Origin of the sequence: Methanococcus maripaludis (assembly GCF_002945325.1) — an archaeon.
Classification (GTDB): Archaea; AGJL01; Methanococci; order Methanococcales; family Methanococcaceae; genus Methanococcus; species Methanococcus maripaludis.
In genome coordinates this window covers 94,720-111,324 of record NZ_CP026606.1, presented here as the reverse complement: position 1 = coordinate 111,324, position 16,605 = coordinate 94,720, and the positions used below count along the sequence as shown (strand labels likewise).

Below are 16,605 nucleotides of genomic sequence, written 5' to 3'. Positions count from 1 at the left end.
ATATATTTCATATGATTTATTTTTAAAAATTTATTAAAAAAATCATAAAATTTAAATATTATTCATAATTATTACATAATTTGTAAATGAATATACTAAATATGATATATTTTATAATATATCATACAGAATTTTCAACAGACCTCGTTTAATTTGCTAAAGTATCCATATGTAAGAATACATATATAATAGTAAACTATAGTGATTACTATTTTATAAAAAAAGTAATTATTTATAATTACATTATATAAAGGTGAAAATAGGGGTGCGTATAATCACAATAACTGAGAGACTTATTAAATTCCAGATAATTTATTTTTAAAAAATTAAATAAACAGGTGAATAAATGGCAATTAGTATTAAAAAAATAGTTAGCATCGGTTTAGGTGGCTTGATGCTCGGCACGACATTATCTTCAAGCGCTTTTGCAGTAGAGCAAGTTGGGGATGTAGATTCTTTCGTTTCAGACATTGTTTCAGGGAATAATTCAAATATTGATATTATTGTTGGTTCAAATTCAGTAGCATCAGATGTTGTATCTGCTGCTAATATCGCGGCAAAAATTGGATCATTATCCTTTTTAGAACAGCATGATGAAAGCGCTTCTGCAACCTTATCAGTCAGTGCATCCGCAAGTTCTGATGATTTCGATCTACTAAATGATGATGCAGCAGATGATTCTATTAACTTCACATCAAATGGAAACGGGCTTTTCATTGCTTGTGCAGATGATGATTATGCAGATGTTTTAGCAGATATTACTTATGACGATTCAACAGGCCTTGATGCAGATAATGGTGCAAAGTCACTTGGTAAACTATCAACATTATCCTCAGTTGATGATATCGATCCATCAGACTGGTTTAATAGCGATGACGATGCTTATGAATTTTTATTTGCAAAGTTAAATAATGATAGTGGTGAATGGAATATAAATGAAGAAGGGCTAGCTTACGCAGTTATTTCATTTAAAGACGATGCTTCTTCTTTTGACGACATAACAACACTTTGTCCCGGAAAAAGAATTCCTTTTATGGGTGAAGAATGGGTTATTATTGGTATGAGTGCTGATAAAGATTCATTTGCTCTTGGAAAAGAAGTTTATGATGGAGTAATTAAAGAAGGTGAATCATATACTCTTGGCAACGGATATGAAGTTAAAATTTTAAATATCATACAAAGTTTAGATGATGAAAATGAATGTAAGGTAAATGCTCAGCTTTTAAAAGATGGCAAGGTTATAACAGAAGTATTTGATAACCCAAGATTAAACATGTGTTCAAATGGAATCGGGGTAAGGATTAACAGCGCTTGGCAAAATATCGGTTCTGATTATGGTTATGCGGAACTTGTAATCGTTAACAACATGAAGTGCTTATCCTTGGGGGAAGAATATATTCCAGATTGGGAAACATACGGGATTTTAAAAGGTAATAATACTTTAGAATATACTGATGATTTTAAAAGTTTTGAATATGGGCAGAAAAAAGTTGGACTTGCTTTGAAATATGTCGGAGATGATTTAGAAGATATTGGGTCTGGAGATGAGATAACCATTGCAAATTATGGAACATTTACCCTTGATGATGAAGATGAAGACGATAAATTAAGTGTATTTTTTGAAATGAACGAAGAAAAAGAAGTTAGCATAGTAAAAAACCAAAAAGTAAATGTACTAAATGCAGAAATTGTTGCAGATGCAATTTTCGCAGGAGATGAGGAATCCCTAACCGTAAATGCCCCAGTTGTTAAGTTGGATACTGAAACGTCAATGGAATCTTCAGAAAATCCATTAATATTGGTTGGAGGACCTTTTGTAAACTCCATAACTAAAGAATTAGCAGATACTAGATTAATTGCAATTAATGATGATTCCCTTGCAACTTTATCAGTAGTTTCTGAAACTGCAAATGGAAACGATGTTTTAGTTGTTGCTGGTGGCGATAGAATCGCTACAACAGAAGCAGCAAATGCCTTAATTGCAATGATTTAAAAAAGTAAATTATTTATTAATTTTTTCTAAAATTTTTTTATCAATCCATTCTTTTGTAATATATTTTTCATAAACTGGAAGCCTTTCTTTTAAAGTATATCCAAGTTCTTTTGAAAAGCTGTTTAATTCTTCAATATCTGGCCATGGGGCTTCGGGGTTTACAAAGTCTTTAGTTAATGGTGAAACTCCCCCCCAATCATCGATTCCAGCCATTAAAAATAACTGTCCTGTTTCTCGATTTAAATTAGGTGGAACCTGAATTGAAATATCATCTAAAATTAATTTTGAAAGAATTATCATTTTAAACATTTCAATTGGACTTGGTTCTCTGTAATTTTCCATTGGAATTTGTGGTTTTGATCTAAAATTTTGAACGATTACTTCCTGAATGTGCCCGTACTTTTCATAAATTCGTTTAATCTCAAATATGGAATCAATACGTTCTTCAAGCGTTTCTCCAATCCCAATTAATATTCCCGTAGTAAATGGAATTTTTAATTTTCCAGCATTTTCGATCATTTCAATTCTTAAATTGGGATCTTTTCCAGGACTCTTTTCATGTGCAATAGTCCCGCATAATCTCGCACTTGAATTTTCAAGCATCAAACCCATTGAAGCGTTTACTTCCCTTAAGTATTTGAGTTCATCATAAGATAAAATACCGCAGTTAGTGTGCGGTAAAAGATTCGTGTTTTCAAGGCACCACGCACTTATTTCATAAAGATATTCTAAAATTCCAGAATATCCCATTTTTTTCAATTCTTCTTTTACTTTTTCATTTTCGTCAACATTTTCTCCAAAAGTAAAAAGTGCTTCCCTGCATCCGAAAGTATCTGCTTTAGTTAAAATTTCTTTCATTTCATCCATTTTTAACAATTTGAAGTTTTCGTTTCTAAAGGTACAGTATCCGCAGACGTTCCTGCACCAGTTGCAGACTGGAATAAATGCATTCTTTGAAAAAGTGACATATTTTGATGTATTTTCTGCATTTATTTTCCCTAATTTTTCCAAAATGGAATTTGTTGAATTAGATTTTAAAAAATCAAGTGCTTCACTTTTTGTTATCATATAAATCCTTTAAATTAATATTTTAAAGTAAATCAAGTCCGATATCAACAGAAGTGGCCGAATGAATTAATGAACCCATTGAAATAACGTCTACATTATATTTTGCATATTTTTCTACGTTATTTTCATTTATTCCGCCGCTAAGTTCAATTTTTGGTTTAAACCCGGTTTTCTTTCCAAATTCTGAAACGATATTTAATGCAGTTTCTATATTTTTAAATTCAAAATTGTCGAGAAGTATTATGTCAGGCTTATATTCGATTACTTTTTTCAACTGATCGAGATTATCAACTTCTACTTCAATTTTTTTAGAAAAGCTTAATTTTTCAGCTCTTTTAAAACATTCATCAATTCCAACTGCCTGAATGTGGTTATCTTTAATCATTACCATGTCATCAAGCCTGAATCTGTGGGTATCCCCACCGCCAACAAAAACTGCATATTTTTCGATCATTGAAAGTAGCGGGTGAGTTTTTCTCGTTGCTGCAATTTTTACAGTTTTATTAATTTTTCTTACTTCGTTAATTATCCTGTTAGTTTTAGTTGAAATTCCAGAAAGGTGCATTAAAAAGTTTAACGCTGTCCTTTCGAGAGTTATTATCGTTTTTGTGTTTCCCTTAACTTTTAAAAAAGGTCCAATAACATTATCGCCTTCATTTACCAATGGAGTACAGGTTAATCCGTTTTTTTCCATAAATTCAATTACAAAATCAATTCCACAGATTATAGATTTTTCTTTAGCAATAAATACTGCTTCTGATTCCTGATTTTTAGGTATCATTAATTCTGTAGTCAGGTCTCCAAAACCTACATCATAATCGAGTGATTCTTCCAATATCCTTAAAGCATGATTTTTCAACACAATAATCACCAAGTTTTTATAACTGGCCCAATTATTATAAATATTGCGTTTATTATTTTTATTTTAGTATATATAGGGGAAATATAAGATGTTAAAAACACTACCTCCAACATTAAGAGAAAAAAAACGATACGTAGCACTTGAGATTATTTACGAGATGGAACTATCTCAAAAAGACGTAATATCTGTTGTTAGAAATGCTTTATTGAACTATTCAGGAGTTTTGGGTTGTTCAAAAACGAATCCATGGTTAATTGATTACAACCATCCGTATGGAATACTTCGAATTTCACGAGAAGAAGTCGATACTTTAAGAAGTTCACTAAGTTTAATGGGTGAACATAAAAAAAAGCCGATAAACATACGTATAATTGGAATTTCAAACTCTGTAAAACACATTCGTGAGAAATTTTTGCACGTGCCCCACGAACCGTACTATAAAGTTATACAAAAATTAAAAAGAAAAGGCCCAAAAAAGTAATTATCTCAGGATTCTAAGGTAGTTACCCAAAACCAAAAAGTACTCCATACAGAAATTCCAACGACGGCTAAAGATATGAAGATAGTATCATAACAGCCGAGAACTGTATTTATCACATAGTTTAAATCCATAATGTACACCCCCCAGTGACATTATGTACTGTGTAAATTATTGTATAAAATATTGCTCCTTAAAAAAACTATTTTTCTTACGTTAATAGTCTAAATAATCAATAATATTCCGTAAAAAAGGATATAATAGATATTTTTAGCTTATGGCCAAGTGATTAATTTAGGGATTTCTGGCAATTTTCCAACTTTTTTCTGAATTATTTCAGGCCAGTCTTCGTAGTTGTAGCCGTACTGTGCTAAAAATCCAATTAACCATCTTGATAATCCGTAGCCCGTACATCCAGTCCATACTTTTCTATCTTTGTAGTCTTTAATTCCAAATCCTTCTACAAAGTGGGTTCCGTGAATATTTGCTGAAGTTACTGCAACTCCTTTTCTTTCATCTTTTACGTGAGGTAGCCAGAGTCTCATTTCATATTTTGGAACGTCAGGGAATTCAATTCCTCTGTCTTCGTTTTTCCTACCTTCTAAATAGAATGGATCGTCTCCAACTTCGGTCCAGTATTCTAAATCTAATTTTTCTGCTAATTTTTCTGCGTATTTTAATGTATCGTCCCTTACTTTTTCTACAAATTCAGGGCTTCCCATCCATACACATTCCCCTCTTAAGAATTCATTTACCCTATCAAGACCTTTAGCTCCGCCGCCTTCCCATCTGTAAGTCCATCCGCTTTTATCAAAGAATTTTGAAGGACTGTCAACATCAACTAATTCGTGGTCAAAGAACGTGTAGAATGGTTCGCACTGTGCAGGTGCTAAAACATATCCTGGATCTCTCAATAATGTTTTTAATTTTTCAATTGGAATTTCTTTTTTAATCATCATTTCATTTACGAAATCCTTAAACATTTCAGGTTCTCTTTTTGGAGGGCATACATAGTACATTCCTTCAGGGAGTCCTTCTAAATATCTCATTTTATACATTACATCCAGAGGAATTAATTTAGGGAATAAGCATTCGTCAAATCCTATTTTTTCGATACATTCTTCGACAATTAAGCTTTCAAATGCTCTGAATAATTTTGCCATTGGGGCTGTGTAAAACCACTGTCCTCTTCCAGGGAATCTTTTTACCCACCCATAGGGTTCTGCTAATTCAGTTGGGTCTTTATCAAATGTAATTTCTCTTTTTGCTTTGTAGTCTGAAACAATAGTTCCAGGTGCAATTTTACAGACTTCAAAAGTTAAATCCTGTTCTTGTTTATCAAGCTCGGTTTTAACAAATTTGATTGCCCTATCGATTATATTTCTTTTTAATTCTCCATCGCCCAAATTTTTAAAGAGAATTTTAATTTTTTCGCCATCTAATTCAACTTCGCATTCTGGAACTTTTAATCCTTTTAATTCAGCAACTTTTGAAGGTGTTGCGGTAATTGTTACAACGTAACTATCAATTGCAACATCTCGAATACCGATCTGGTGTTTTCTTCCAACTTTTTCCATTATCGGTTTTTTTAATCTCACAATACCTTCGTGTGCTCGCGTGTATGTTCCTGAAGTCATGTTAAGTTTTAAATCTTTTCCTTGGAATTCATAACCTTCAATTTTTGAAGCTTCGTTTTCTTTGCCTTCTGGAACACCCTTTAAAAAAATGTCCCCATTTTCCAAAACTTCAATAATATCTTTTTGTGTTTCTTCTTCTACATCCTTGCTAAAAATTATTCTCCCTTCAAGTTCAAATCTCATGAAAATCACCGATCAATTTACAGATATGTGTTTTACCTAATAGTTTTTAAATTTTAGTATGCTCACTGAATCATCTGAGACCTTATGGATTCAATGATTTTTTCCGTAACTTCAAAAGTTTTTAAGTTTCCCCCAAGATCAGGAGTTAAATATTTACATTCAACCGTTTTTTTAACCGCATTTCTAATATATTCAGCTTCATTATTCATCTTTAAATGGTCAAGCATCATTGCAGCACTCAATATTGTTGCAATCGGGTTTGAAATTCCTTTTCCCGCAATGTCTGGTGCAGATCCGTGAACTGGCTCAAATAATCCATTTTTGTCGCCAATGTTTGCCGAAGGAGACATTCCAAGTCCACCAATAAGTCCTGCAGCTTCATCAGATAATATGTCTCCGAAAAGATTTGTTGTAACCAATACATCAAACATTTGCGGGTTTCTAATCAAATACATTGCTGTCGCGTCAATTAGATAATCATCAGATTTTATTCCTAATTTTTCGTAATGTTTAGATATTTCTTCGAAAACTTCTAAAAATAATCCATCAGTAACCCTTAATACATTTGCTTTATGTATACAGGATACTTTTTTTCTATTATTTTGAACTGCGTAATCAAAAGCAAATTTTACAATTCTAGAACTTCCAAATTTTGAAATTATTCGCTCAGCAATTGCAACTTCGTTTTTTTCGTCGTAATATTCTTTTTTTACATAGAGTCCTTCAGTATTTTCTCGAATTATAACAAAATCAAGATTATCAAAGTTATAAGTTGGCCTAATATTTGCATAAAGGTCAAGTTCTTTTCTTAAAGTTAATATTGGACTTCTATATGATTTATTTTTTAATTCAGTCGGTTTTGGTGTGGTAACTGATCCAAATAAAATACAATCAGATTCTTTTGCAATTTCAATTGTGTTTTCAGGTATCGCATCGCCACATCTTTTAAAACATTCGTAACCTGCATGGGTATGAATGAATTCGAAGTCACCAATTTCATTTAAAACTCGCACCGTTTCTGGAACTACTTCGTTTCCAATACCGTCACCGTTGATAACACAAATTTTGGGAGTGTTTCTCATAAAACCACCAAAAAACTCGCACCTTATTATTGTTCAATTTAAAGCAGAGATACAATATGCCTTAAGCGTATAAAAATACTCTGTAATATGCAACATCAAAATAAATGAATAATTAAATTAATATTTATTCCTCATAAGGTTTTATTTTTTTAATTAATTTTTTAACTTCGGTAATTTTTTCAGAAATTTCTTCTGATTTCCCAGACTTAGCCTGTTTTTCGTAAAGATAATCTTCATAAAGTTTAAGTTCATCCCAAACTATTTCTTCAAATTCTTCTTCACCAAAATCTTCCAAAAACTCTTTATTATCTATCGCATAAAGTGCGGTTCTACAGGAATCATTTCTTCCAATATACATATCATCCGAATAAATAAAAGATTCGGGATTAACATCCCTTGAAATTGATTCTGCTCGTTTTAACACTTGAGTTATAAGTTCAAGTTCATTTTTGTTAAGTTTTACCATTATTTCACACACTCAGTAGTTATGAAATTTTTATATTGCTCAATGACCTTATAAAAGGAATATTTATATAAAAATAATCCCTATCTTGAATAGATATCATTATAACTAATTAAAAATGTCTTTAAATCTTCTTAAACTATAATTTAAATGATTTATATAATTTAACGTGAGAACATGGAAAATATCGAGTACGAAATTAACTATGCAATAGAACATATGATGGAAAATAATTATCCTAGAAAAGAATTTTGGGGCATGGATTCAAAAGTTCCAGGTCTTTCATGCGGTATTCGCGCAGGAGATGACGGAGTAGTTATCGGAAAATCTGTTTACAATATGGAAGGGCCATACCCATTAATTTTAGGCTCAAAAACCGCACTTATCCACACTACATGTGATATCGTTGCAATGGGTGCAAAACCGCTTTATGCAATGGATGCAATTCAGGCTGCAAACGAAGAAGAAATTGAAATTGCAATAGATGGATTAAAAAAACAGTCAATCGGACTTAATATTCCAATAATAGGTGGAAACACCCAAACAATTGAGTCATTAAAATCCTGCATGAGTGTAGTTGTTTTTGGTGAACTTATTTCAGACAAAATAATTCGAGATTCTGGTTCAAAAGATAACGATGTAATGCTAATGCTCGGACACCCTGTAGAAGGGGATATTGGAGAAAGAGTTCAAAAAGCAAAAAATAAATTTGATACATTTTTAGATATTTTAAAAAATGATATTGAAGTTCACGCCTGTAAAGATGCTTCAAGAGGAGGCTGGCTTTGTAACATTTTAGAAATGCTTTTGAAAGCTCAAAATGGTGTTGAAATAACAGGACTTCCATATCCAAGGGCTACAAGATATCTTGGAACATATTTAGTAAGCGTTCCAGAAGATGAAGTTTCAAATATTTTAGAAATTGCGGTTAAACATAGATGCCCATTAACTCCTTTTGGAAGGGTAACTTCTGAAAAAGTTCTAAAAATTGGAAATAACGAATATATTGATAATGAAAAAATGAATGAGTTAATAAAAAACTTTCCGTATAAATCCTAAATATTTTTTTATTTAAAATATTAAATTTTAAAGTAATTTTGAAAGAGGAGAGTTATCTAAATTATATTTTTTGGCAATTTCTTTGATAATTGCTTTAAATACTGGATCGTTTCCACCATACTGTTTTTCATAAAGTTCAAGTCCTGAAATGTGTTTATAAAGTACATCAGGATACTTCTTTGATACTTCATAAACTGTATTTAATACCATGTTTCTTACAATCATGTTTTTTGAACATCCCATCAAATCAAGCGTTTGAGGCATAGTATCATCCACCTGTCCTTTAGTAAGTGTCGGCAGTTTCGATAGCTGGTATACAATATTTAAAGGATCCATTTCTTTTATTTTACCTGATTTGAGTGTTTCAATCGTGAAAACATTAAACTGTAAATCATCTTTTGAAATTGAATCTTCAAGCATTTCTTCAGTAACTTCCAGTTTTTCAGGCATTATAACAAACAATGAGGATCCAATTTCCATTAATCGTCCAAACAATGATTCCTGTTTTGAAGACTTCATTAACTGTTTAACATGTTTTTGAAGCATTTTTTGATTATCCGAAAGATTATACTCCTTAAATTTGCCGTATTTTTTTATCAAATTCCCAGTATAACTCCTAATATCCAAATTAACAAAAGTCTTATTAATTTGAGTTACCTCTAAACTAAAATTTTCATAAACTTCAGGGAAAACATCAGTTATCAGTTTGAGTGACATTAATGAATTTAAAACTAAAACTTCGCTTTTTTGTGATAAAAATGCTTTTAAAGGGGAATATAATTCAGAAATATCTTTATTATTTTTTAAATAATTTTTTGTGAGCAAATAAATAGCATTAGCTTTTAAATTCTCACTATTCATTTTTAAATATTTAAATAAATCCGAAGTTAATGAATCGTCCTCATCCAACATTTTTTGGGCATCATTAATCATATCCTCTTCAAGAAGCTTTTTTAATTTGTTAGATTTCGAACGAAAAAACCCGATGACCATTAAATCACCTATCCCCCTTCTTTTTTAAGTAAATTAAAATTCGCTTTCATCGACAGGAGTAACTTTGTATTCCATATCTTTGTTTTTTCTCATAAGTTCTAAAAATTTGATGCAATTTGAGGGGTCCTTATTTGTAACAGTTATTTCTAATGATCCATTAACAAATTCGTCTGATGAAAGTTTAGATTTTATTGGAACAGAACCATAAGCCATTAATACTTCCAATAGTTCTTTTTGTATGTTTAAACACTGTTCTGAATCCCCTTTTATTGAAATTTTATACGATGGGAAAATCAGTTCATAACAGTTTACCAAAATTATTTCATTTTTCTGGAGAATTTCACAGAGTTTTGCGTAATTTTCGCTTCTTGCTTTAACAATAAATTTTATTGAATAGAATTTATGGTTTAAGTTATTTTTAACAGTTAAATTATAGAGTCCTGAGACATTTTCAGCAATCAGCATTCTTAACTTTCCAAATACTTCGGATTCAGACAAAGCCTGAGTTACATAGAACCTTTCTTCTTCCACGTTTTCACCCTGCTCAAATTTCAAGTTTCCTAATCGTATGAAACCTATTCTATTTAAATTATGCGGTATTGTTCACGTTTGAAATAATAATATGTTAAAGTACTGAATTTTCAGCACTTTTTGGAAGCATATTATGATTTTCAAGATTTACTGCATTTTCATAAGCTTCTTTTGAATAGTCTTCTTTTCCAATGGTTTTGTATACATTTGATAAATGCATCCAAAATTTAGAATCGTTTTTATTTATCGATATAGCTTTTTTGTAGCAGTCTATTGCTTCATAATGCCTTTCCAAAAGATTTAATATGTATCCTTTGTAGCACCATGCTTTTGCGTATTCGCTGTCTTTATCTAAAGCTTTTTCCATAAATTCGAGTCCTTTATTATAATTCCTTAATTTAACATACGTTCTTCCAAGTTTTACCAGTATGGATGGATTTAATGGGTTTCTTTCATTTGCCAGTTCCAGGTAATAAATGGCAGTTTCGTAATCCTCAGTATCGTAATATAAAAGGCCGACCCTGCACCACGGTTCATAATTTTGTATATGTTTTTCGAGCACTTTTGTATATAGATCAAGTGCTTCGTTGGTTTTTCCAAGTTTTCTCAAAGCGTCTCCTTTTGAAAGAGTTACTCCAAAGTCTCCTTTATGTTCATTTAAGTACATATCATAGAATTGAATTGCTTTTTCATACTTTTTAACAGTATAAAATGCATTACCTATATTTTTCCAGACTTCAGTATCATAGGGGCTTATTTTCAAAACTTTTTCATAAATTTCAAGAGCTTCATCAAATTGTTTAAGCCCTACAAGTGCAGTTCCTTTTTTTGCAAGGATTTCTTTATACCTTGGTTTTCTTTCCAAAATATCATTATAATGTAAAATTGCTTCTTCAAATTTACCTGTTTTTAAGTAGGCATCGCCTAAAATTTCTATAATTTCATCGTCGGATTCGGAAACATTTTTCAAGATTTCAACGGATTCTTTGAATAGTTCTAACGAATTGAGTAGCATTGTATAGCTTTTAATTATTTCAAGATCGTTTGGACGTATAGAAAGCGCTTTTTCGTATGAATCTTGAGCAAGTTTTGATTTACCAAGCATTTGGTATGCATTTCCTTTAAAATACCATGCATCAGGGTTTTTGGGCTCTGAATTTAAAGTTTTATTAAAATATTCTATGGATTTTTGATACTTACCATTATTATAATATTCAGTGCCAATTTCAAGCAGTTTTTTTGGATCTTTTGATTTAAAAATTGAAAATAGTCCCATGGTGCGCCTTTTTAAATTTCTATAGTTATACTTTTGAAGTTTTATCTTTATCTAACTTTTTATTTGTGAATAACGACCTTTTTAAATTAACATATATAATTTTAGATATAGTATTATGACTTAAAAACTGTCAATTTGGATAGGCATTCGATAGTTTAAAAAGAGATAATTCCAATTGACAGTATTAGCGTTGTAGTGGACAAAAACAAAATGTCATTAAATCCGATTTTTTGACCGAGTGTTTTTATATTCGAATCTTTCGAATATCCTCTTGAAAGCATTCCTAAATAGGTTCTTTCACCCTGTTCATATGATTTTAAAAAAACAAGCCCGATTAATGACCCAAATGTATTTAGAAGCTGTTTGTAGTTTAAATTTTTCCTGTTAAGTGCCCTTGATTTTTGGGCTTTTATCGTGGATTCTAAAACATCAACCATTACAAATAAGTATCTAATCATCATTCCAAGAAGCGTAGACATAATGCTTGGAATTCCAAGTTTTTTTCCAGCATTTATTACTTCATACATTGGTGTTGTCGAGGATAACAGCACCACTGAAGTTATAGAAACCAGAAATTTTAAAAATAATGAAATTCCAAAATCCAATCCTTCAGAATATATTGGAAGCATTCCTAAATAATATATTACAGATTCTCCTCGAATGAAAGGCTGGAATAATGCTATAAATCCACCAAATGGGATTATCATGATTATTCTTTTAAGTAAATTTGAAATAGGGATTTTTGAAAAGAGCATTACAAATAACATGTAAATTTCCATTAAAACCATTAAATAAACATTGTTAAAAATTGTTGCAGTCAAAACTACGGTAAAAACAAAAATTAATTTGATTCTAGCATCTATTCTGTGAAGCGGACTTTCGACAAACGCATCTCTTTCCAAACTGTGAATTGATCCGTGCAAATTTTGACCTGAAAATATTTGATTATTACAATATTTCGCAAATGATTATAGAGTATTATTAATTTAAAATAGTTCTTAATCTATAAAAAACCATATTATTTTGAAAAAAATAGGAGAAAATAATACAAATATTCATTAAAAAAATATAATTAAAATTCGTAATCAACAGCAGTTCTGAGTTCTGCAACTGATTTTACAAATTCTCCAACTTTCACGTGTTCTGGGTGTTTTTGATAAACATCTAAATCTTCAAAACTGTCGAATTCTGATACCAACACTACATCGTAGTTATTTTCAAATTTTTCAGAGTTTACACCAACTTCTATGTATTTTATTTCAGGAATAACTCCATTTAAACTTTCCAATTTATTTTTAATGGTTTTTGCATTCTCAAATTTATCATTATCCTTATCATTTTCTTTTAATTTCCACATAACGATATGTTTTATCATAAATACACCTGTTTAATTTTAAAATCATGTTTTTGGTATAAATTATATAAAAATATGTAATAAAAACGAACTCTTAATCTTTTGAAATTTTAAAAAATTGAAAAAAGTAAATCAGATCTTTTAGTTTTCTGAAGTTGATTTTTTAAATATTGAACCAACGCCAAATGAAAGTAAGGTTATTAATAAAATACCAATAATTAATGCACCAATTTCCCCTATTTTGTCCATTCCTGGAATTGCATAGTCAGGCATTGGTGAAGGTGCAACTGTTCCTTCTTCTTCAAGTCCTGCTTCATCTAAATTTGCATCCAAAACATCTGAATTAATAATTTTTTCTGCAGCGCTTTCCAATCCATCAGGGTCACCTGAAGCTAAAAATGGTGCTGCAAGTCCAATTAATAATGCAACGATTAGTCCTGCAACTAATATCGAGTTGTTGTTACTCATTTGAAACCACCTTTTTTACGCTCTTTACAAGATCCGGTCGAGCTGATGCGAGGTAGCCTACCACTACCGCAGTAATTAAACCTTCAATAATTCCGATAACTGCGTGGTAAAGACCCATAAATTGAATTCCAAGGTCAATTGGGAATGTTCCTGCAATTGCAAGTTCTGCTGCACAAGCAAGTGCTGCTATAAATGTTGCAGACCATCCAGCAGTAAATACTGCTGCGTGGAAGTTTGTTTTTTTCAATGATTTGAATACGTAGTATCCTACAAATCCACCTACAACACCCATGTTAAAGATGTTTGCACCCATGACGATTAAACCACCGTCTGCAAAGAATAATCCTTGAACAATTAAAACAAGAGCTAACATTAATACAGCAGCCCAAGGGCTATCAAATACTATCGCAGTTAGTGCTGCACCAACCATGTGTCCACTAGTTCCCCAAGGTATAGGCATGTTCATTGCTTGAATTGCAAAAATACCTGCTGCAAGTGCCGTAAATAGTGGAACTGTCTTTTCATTCATTTCCTTTGATGCCCATCTTAAAGACATACTTAAAAATATCAGGGAAATTACCCAAAAAATCCCGCTTTCCCACAATGGGATAAATCCATCTGGTATGTGCATTGCCTCACCCATTTTTAGAGTAATAATTTTTTAAGATATTTATTACAGATAATACTTGATATAACGCAGTATTTATATGTTGTTATATTTTATTACTATGTAACAATACTCAGTAATTATTATTACTCATATGGGCAAAATTATATTACAAATGGATTACAATTAAAAAGAAAAGAATTAACAAAAATGTTGAAAAAATGCATGTATTGGATATACTTAAAGAAAACAAAATTACTGAATTAAGACCTCCGCAAAAAAAAGTAATTGATGAAGAACTTTTTGATAAAACAAAGAATTTTTTAATATGTATTCCAACTGCGAGTGGAAAAACGCTTATTGGAGAAATGGCTTTATTAAACCATATTTTAGATGAAAATAAAAATTTAACTGGAAAAAAAGGGTTATTCATCGTCCCACTAAAAGCGCTTGCAAATGAAAAATTTGATGAATTTAAGGAAAAATATGAAAAATATGGAATAAAAGTAGGGCTATCAATCGGGGATTTTGATACTAAAGAGAATCTCTCAAAGTTTCATATCATTATAACTACTTCTGAAAAGCTCGATTCATTGATGAGACACGAAGTTGAATGGATAAATGACGTATCCTTAGCAGTAATTGATGAAATCCATTTAATAGGGGATAACGACAGGGGCGGAACTTTAGAAGTAATTTTAACGAAATTGAAAAATTTAAATGCCCAGATTGTCGGCCTTTCTGCAACTATTGGAAACCCCGAAGAACTCTCAGACTGGCTAAACGCGAAATTAATCGTTGATGAATGGAGGCCAGTTGAATTAAAAAAAGGAATTTACTTTGAAAATGAACTTGAGTTTGTAAAAAGCCCTGCAAAAAAAATAAAGCAGGTTTCTAAAAATAATATAACTGATTTAATAGTTGATAGTGTCGAAGAAAAAGGTTCTTGTTTAATATTTTGCAATTCAAAAAGAAATGCAGTTGGCGAAGCAAAAAAACACAATTTAACTAAGTACTTAACAAGAACTGAACAGCATGAACTAAATAAATTAAGTGAAGAAATTTTATCAATTCTCGATACGCCAACTGAAACTTGTAAAGCCCTTTCAGAATGTATTAAAAAAGGAATAGCATTTCACCATGCAGGACTCACGTATCAGCATCGAAAAATCGTTGAAGATGGATTTAGAAATAGATTAATAAAAGTAATCTGCTGTACGCCAACACTTTCGGCAGGCTTGAATTTACCGTGCAGGCGAGCAATTGTGCGAGATATAAAAAGATATTCTCAAAACGGCCTTGTAGATATTCCAAGAATGGAAATTCAGCAGTGTATTGGGAGAGCTGGCCGACCTGGATTGGACCCTTACGGTGAAGGAATAATTTATATCAAAAATGAGCGCGATTCTGAAAAAGCTTATGAAATTCTTACTGGAAATGTTGAAAATATATATTCAAAATTAGCAAACCAGAAAGTTTTGAGAATTCATATTTTGGGTTTAATTTCCACAGGAGAAATTAATGACGGACAAAATCTTGTCAATTTCATGAAAAATACGTTTTACGCTTACCAGTTTGGAAATATCGGCGCAGTTTTATTAAATGTATCAGAAGTTGTAGAATTTTTAGAAAAAAATAAATTTTTAGAAACCTCAGTTCTTAAAAAAGCGGAAAACAAAGTAGTTGAACTCTCCTTTGATTCTTCAAATAATTTAGTTTTAGATTCAAAAGAAACTTCATTCGATCTTTCAAATCCCAATTCAAAAGTTGAATTTAAATCAACAAAGCTTGGAAAAAGAATTTCTGAACTTTATATCGACCCGATGAGTTCTGAAATTATAATAGAAGAATTACATGAATTGAAGAAAAAATGTGCTCAATTGGATCGATCAAAAATTGATCAGTATTTATTCTATTTGATTTCAAAAACTAACGAAATGAGGCCACTTTTAAGAGTTAGGCCGAATGAAGAACTTGATTTAATCCTTGAAATGGAAAAATTTGGAATTAATGAGTATTCTGCGGAAAATGTTGAAGCTTTTAAAAATTCAAAAATGTTCTGCGACTGGGTAAGTGAAATACCTGAAGAACTAATTTTGGAAAAGTACGGTGTTGAACCCGGAATCTTAAGATACAAAGTTGAACAGGCCAAATGGATGATTTATTCAACAAAAGAGATTGCAAAACTAATTAATTTAGACAGCAGTGAAATATACAGAGCCCTTATGGAAATGGAATTAAGAATTGAATACGGTGCAAAAGAAGAATTAATTGAATTATTAAAAGTCAAGAATATCGGCCGTGCAAGGTCGAGAAAACTTTATAATGCAGGAATTAAGTCCAAAGTTGAAATAAATAATAATCCTGAAAAAATCCTTGAACTTTTCGGCGAAAAAATCGGTAAAAAAATCCTTGGAGACCTTGGAATGAAATACGGCCAGCAGACTCTCCTTAATTATTAATTTAAAATTATAATATAAATTTTTTAAAAAAGTTATGCTCAGCTGTCCCCGTTGTCTTCATCGGAAAAATCCTCAGTGAAGTCGGCACT

16 protein-coding genes are annotated in these 16,605 nt (G+C 31.2%); 4 read left to right on the top strand and 12 right to left on the bottom strand.

Annotated features, from left to right (window positions below):
- Positions 1–346 precede the first annotated feature (346 nt).
- Positions 347–1,993, top strand: a complete 1,647-nt coding sequence (locus tag MMJJ_RS00585; protein ID WP_104837215.1) for an S-layer protein — start codon at positions 347–349, stop codon at positions 1,991–1,993.
- 9 nt (positions 1,994–2,002) lie between these two features.
- Here the strand turns inward: MMJJ_RS00585 and cofG are convergent, their stop codons facing one another.
- Both cofG and nadC read right to left on the bottom strand, forming a co-directional pair.
- Entirely contained in the window at positions 2,003–3,061 is a 1,059-nt protein-coding gene (cofG, locus tag MMJJ_RS00580; protein WP_104837214.1) for a 7,8-didemethyl-8-hydroxy-5-deazariboflavin synthase subunit CofG, read from the bottom strand.
- A 22-nt stretch (positions 3,062–3,083) separates the two neighbouring features.
- Positions 3,084–3,923, bottom strand: a complete 840-nt coding sequence (nadC, locus tag MMJJ_RS00575; RefSeq protein ID WP_104837213.1) for a carboxylating nicotinate-nucleotide diphosphorylase — start codon at positions 3,921–3,923, stop codon at positions 3,084–3,086.
- An 88-nt stretch (positions 3,924–4,011) separates the two neighbouring features.
- Here nadC and MMJJ_RS00570 point away from each other — a divergent pair, with 88 nt between their 5' ends.
- Positions 4,012–4,404, top strand: coding sequence for an Rpp14/Pop5 family protein (locus tag MMJJ_RS00570; protein WP_104837212.1), 393 nt, complete (start codon positions 4,012–4,014; stop codon positions 4,402–4,404).
- 272 nt (positions 4,405–4,676) lie between these two features.
- Here the strand turns inward: MMJJ_RS00570 and serS are convergent, their stop codons facing one another.
- From serS to MMJJ_RS00555, 3 genes are all read right to left on the bottom strand, one after another.
- Positions 4,677–6,221: a serine--tRNA ligase gene (gene serS / locus MMJJ_RS00565; protein WP_104837211.1), complete on the bottom strand. Its 1,545-nt coding sequence runs from the start codon at positions 6,219–6,221 to the stop codon at positions 4,677–4,679.
- Positions 6,222–6,283: 62 nt separating this feature from the next.
- Positions 6,284–7,303 (bottom strand): homoisocitrate dehydrogenase, encoded by a 1,020-nt coding sequence (gene aksF / locus MMJJ_RS00560; protein WP_104837210.1) that lies wholly within the window; start codon positions 7,301–7,303, stop codon positions 6,284–6,286.
- A 124-nt stretch (positions 7,304–7,427) separates the two neighbouring features.
- Positions 7,428–7,769, bottom strand: coding sequence for a hypothetical protein (locus tag MMJJ_RS00555; RefSeq protein ID WP_104837209.1), 342 nt, complete (start codon positions 7,767–7,769; stop codon positions 7,428–7,430).
- Between the two features lie 174 nt (positions 7,770–7,943).
- Between MMJJ_RS00555 and MMJJ_RS00550 the strand changes: the two genes are divergently transcribed.
- A complete protein-coding gene (locus MMJJ_RS00550; protein ID WP_104837208.1) occupies positions 7,944–8,825 on the top strand; it encodes an AIR synthase-related protein in 882 nt (293 codons plus the stop codon).
- Between the two features lie 27 nt (positions 8,826–8,852).
- Here MMJJ_RS00550 and MMJJ_RS00545 read toward each other — a convergent pair whose 3' ends face one another.
- From MMJJ_RS00545 to cbiM, 7 genes are all read right to left on the bottom strand, one after another.
- Complete coding sequence (locus tag MMJJ_RS00545; protein WP_104837207.1) at positions 8,853–9,818, bottom strand: hypothetical protein; 966 nt, start codon at positions 9,816–9,818, stop codon at positions 8,853–8,855.
- 33 nt (positions 9,819–9,851) lie between these two features.
- Positions 9,852–10,349, bottom strand: a complete 498-nt coding sequence (locus tag MMJJ_RS00540) for a hypothetical protein (protein WP_104837206.1) — start codon at positions 10,347–10,349, stop codon at positions 9,852–9,854.
- A 94-nt stretch (positions 10,350–10,443) separates the two neighbouring features.
- Positions 10,444–11,625, bottom strand: coding sequence for a tetratricopeptide repeat protein (locus MMJJ_RS00535; protein ID WP_104837205.1), 1,182 nt, complete (start codon positions 11,623–11,625; stop codon positions 10,444–10,446).
- 155 nt (positions 11,626–11,780) lie between these two features.
- Positions 11,781–12,548 (bottom strand): cobalt ECF transporter T component CbiQ, encoded by a 768-nt coding sequence (gene cbiQ / locus MMJJ_RS00530; RefSeq protein WP_104837204.1) that lies wholly within the window; start codon positions 12,546–12,548, stop codon positions 11,781–11,783.
- 149 nt (positions 12,549–12,697) lie between these two features.
- On the bottom strand, positions 12,698–13,000 hold the full coding sequence (locus MMJJ_RS00525) for a Dabb family protein (RefSeq protein ID WP_104837203.1): 303 nt from the start codon (positions 12,998–13,000) through the stop codon (positions 12,698–12,700).
- A 120-nt stretch (positions 13,001–13,120) separates the two neighbouring features.
- Entirely contained in the window at positions 13,121–13,447 is a 327-nt protein-coding gene (locus tag MMJJ_RS00520) for a PDGLE domain-containing protein (protein ID WP_104837202.1), read from the bottom strand.
- Positions 13,440–14,078 (bottom strand): cobalt transporter CbiM, encoded by a 639-nt coding sequence (gene cbiM, locus MMJJ_RS00515; protein ID WP_104837201.1) that lies wholly within the window; start codon positions 14,076–14,078, stop codon positions 13,440–13,442. Before cbiM ends, MMJJ_RS00520 begins: the two co-directional genes overlap by 8 nt.
- A gap of 197 nt (positions 14,079–14,275) precedes the next feature.
- Here cbiM and MMJJ_RS00510 point away from each other — a divergent pair, with 197 nt between their 5' ends.
- Positions 14,276–16,516 carry a DEAD/DEAH box helicase gene (locus MMJJ_RS00510; protein WP_104837200.1) on the top strand — a complete coding sequence of 747 codons (2,241 nt, stop codon included), beginning with the start codon at positions 14,276–14,278 and terminating at the stop codon, positions 16,514–16,516.
- Positions 16,517–16,605: the final 89 nt, after the last annotated feature.

Bases quoted from the DNA above. Each gene is read 5' to 3' on its own strand.
- MMJJ_RS00585 (WP_104837215.1), top strand. From the start codon at position 347: ATGGCAATTAGTATTAAAAAAATAGTTAGCATCGGTTTAGGTGGCTTG.
- cofG (WP_104837214.1), bottom strand. From the start codon at position 3,061: ATGATAACAAAAAGTGAAGCACTTGATTTTTTAAAATCTAATTCAACA.
- MMJJ_RS00570 (WP_104837212.1), top strand. From the start codon at position 4,012: ATGTTAAAAACACTACCTCCAACATTAAGAGAAAAAAAACGATACGTA.
- serS (WP_104837211.1), bottom strand. From the start codon at position 6,221: ATGAGATTTGAACTTGAAGGGAGAATAATTTTTAGCAAGGATGTAGAA.
- aksF (WP_104837210.1), bottom strand. From the start codon at position 7,303: ATGAGAAACACTCCCAAAATTTGTGTTATCAACGGTGACGGTATTGGA.
- MMJJ_RS00555 (WP_104837209.1), bottom strand. From the start codon at position 7,769: ATGGTAAAACTTAACAAAAATGAACTTGAACTTATAACTCAAGTGTTA.
- MMJJ_RS00550 (WP_104837208.1), top strand. From the start codon at position 7,944: ATGGAAAATATCGAGTACGAAATTAACTATGCAATAGAACATATGATG.
- MMJJ_RS00545 (WP_104837207.1), bottom strand. From the start codon at position 9,818: ATGGTCATCGGGTTTTTTCGTTCGAAATCTAACAAATTAAAAAAGCTT.
- MMJJ_RS00535 (WP_104837205.1), bottom strand. From the start codon at position 11,625: ATGGGACTATTTTCAATTTTTAAATCAAAAGATCCAAAAAAACTGCTT.
- MMJJ_RS00525 (WP_104837203.1), bottom strand. From the start codon at position 13,000: ATGATAAAACATATCGTTATGTGGAAATTAAAAGAAAATGATAAGGAT.
- MMJJ_RS00520 (WP_104837202.1), bottom strand. From the start codon at position 13,447: ATGAGTAACAACAACTCGATATTAGTTGCAGGACTAATCGTTGCATTA.
- cbiM (WP_104837201.1), bottom strand. From the start codon at position 14,078: ATGCACATACCAGATGGATTTATCCCATTGTGGGAAAGCGGGATTTTT.
- MMJJ_RS00510 (WP_104837200.1), top strand. From the start codon at position 14,276: ATGCATGTATTGGATATACTTAAAGAAAACAAAATTACTGAATTAAGA.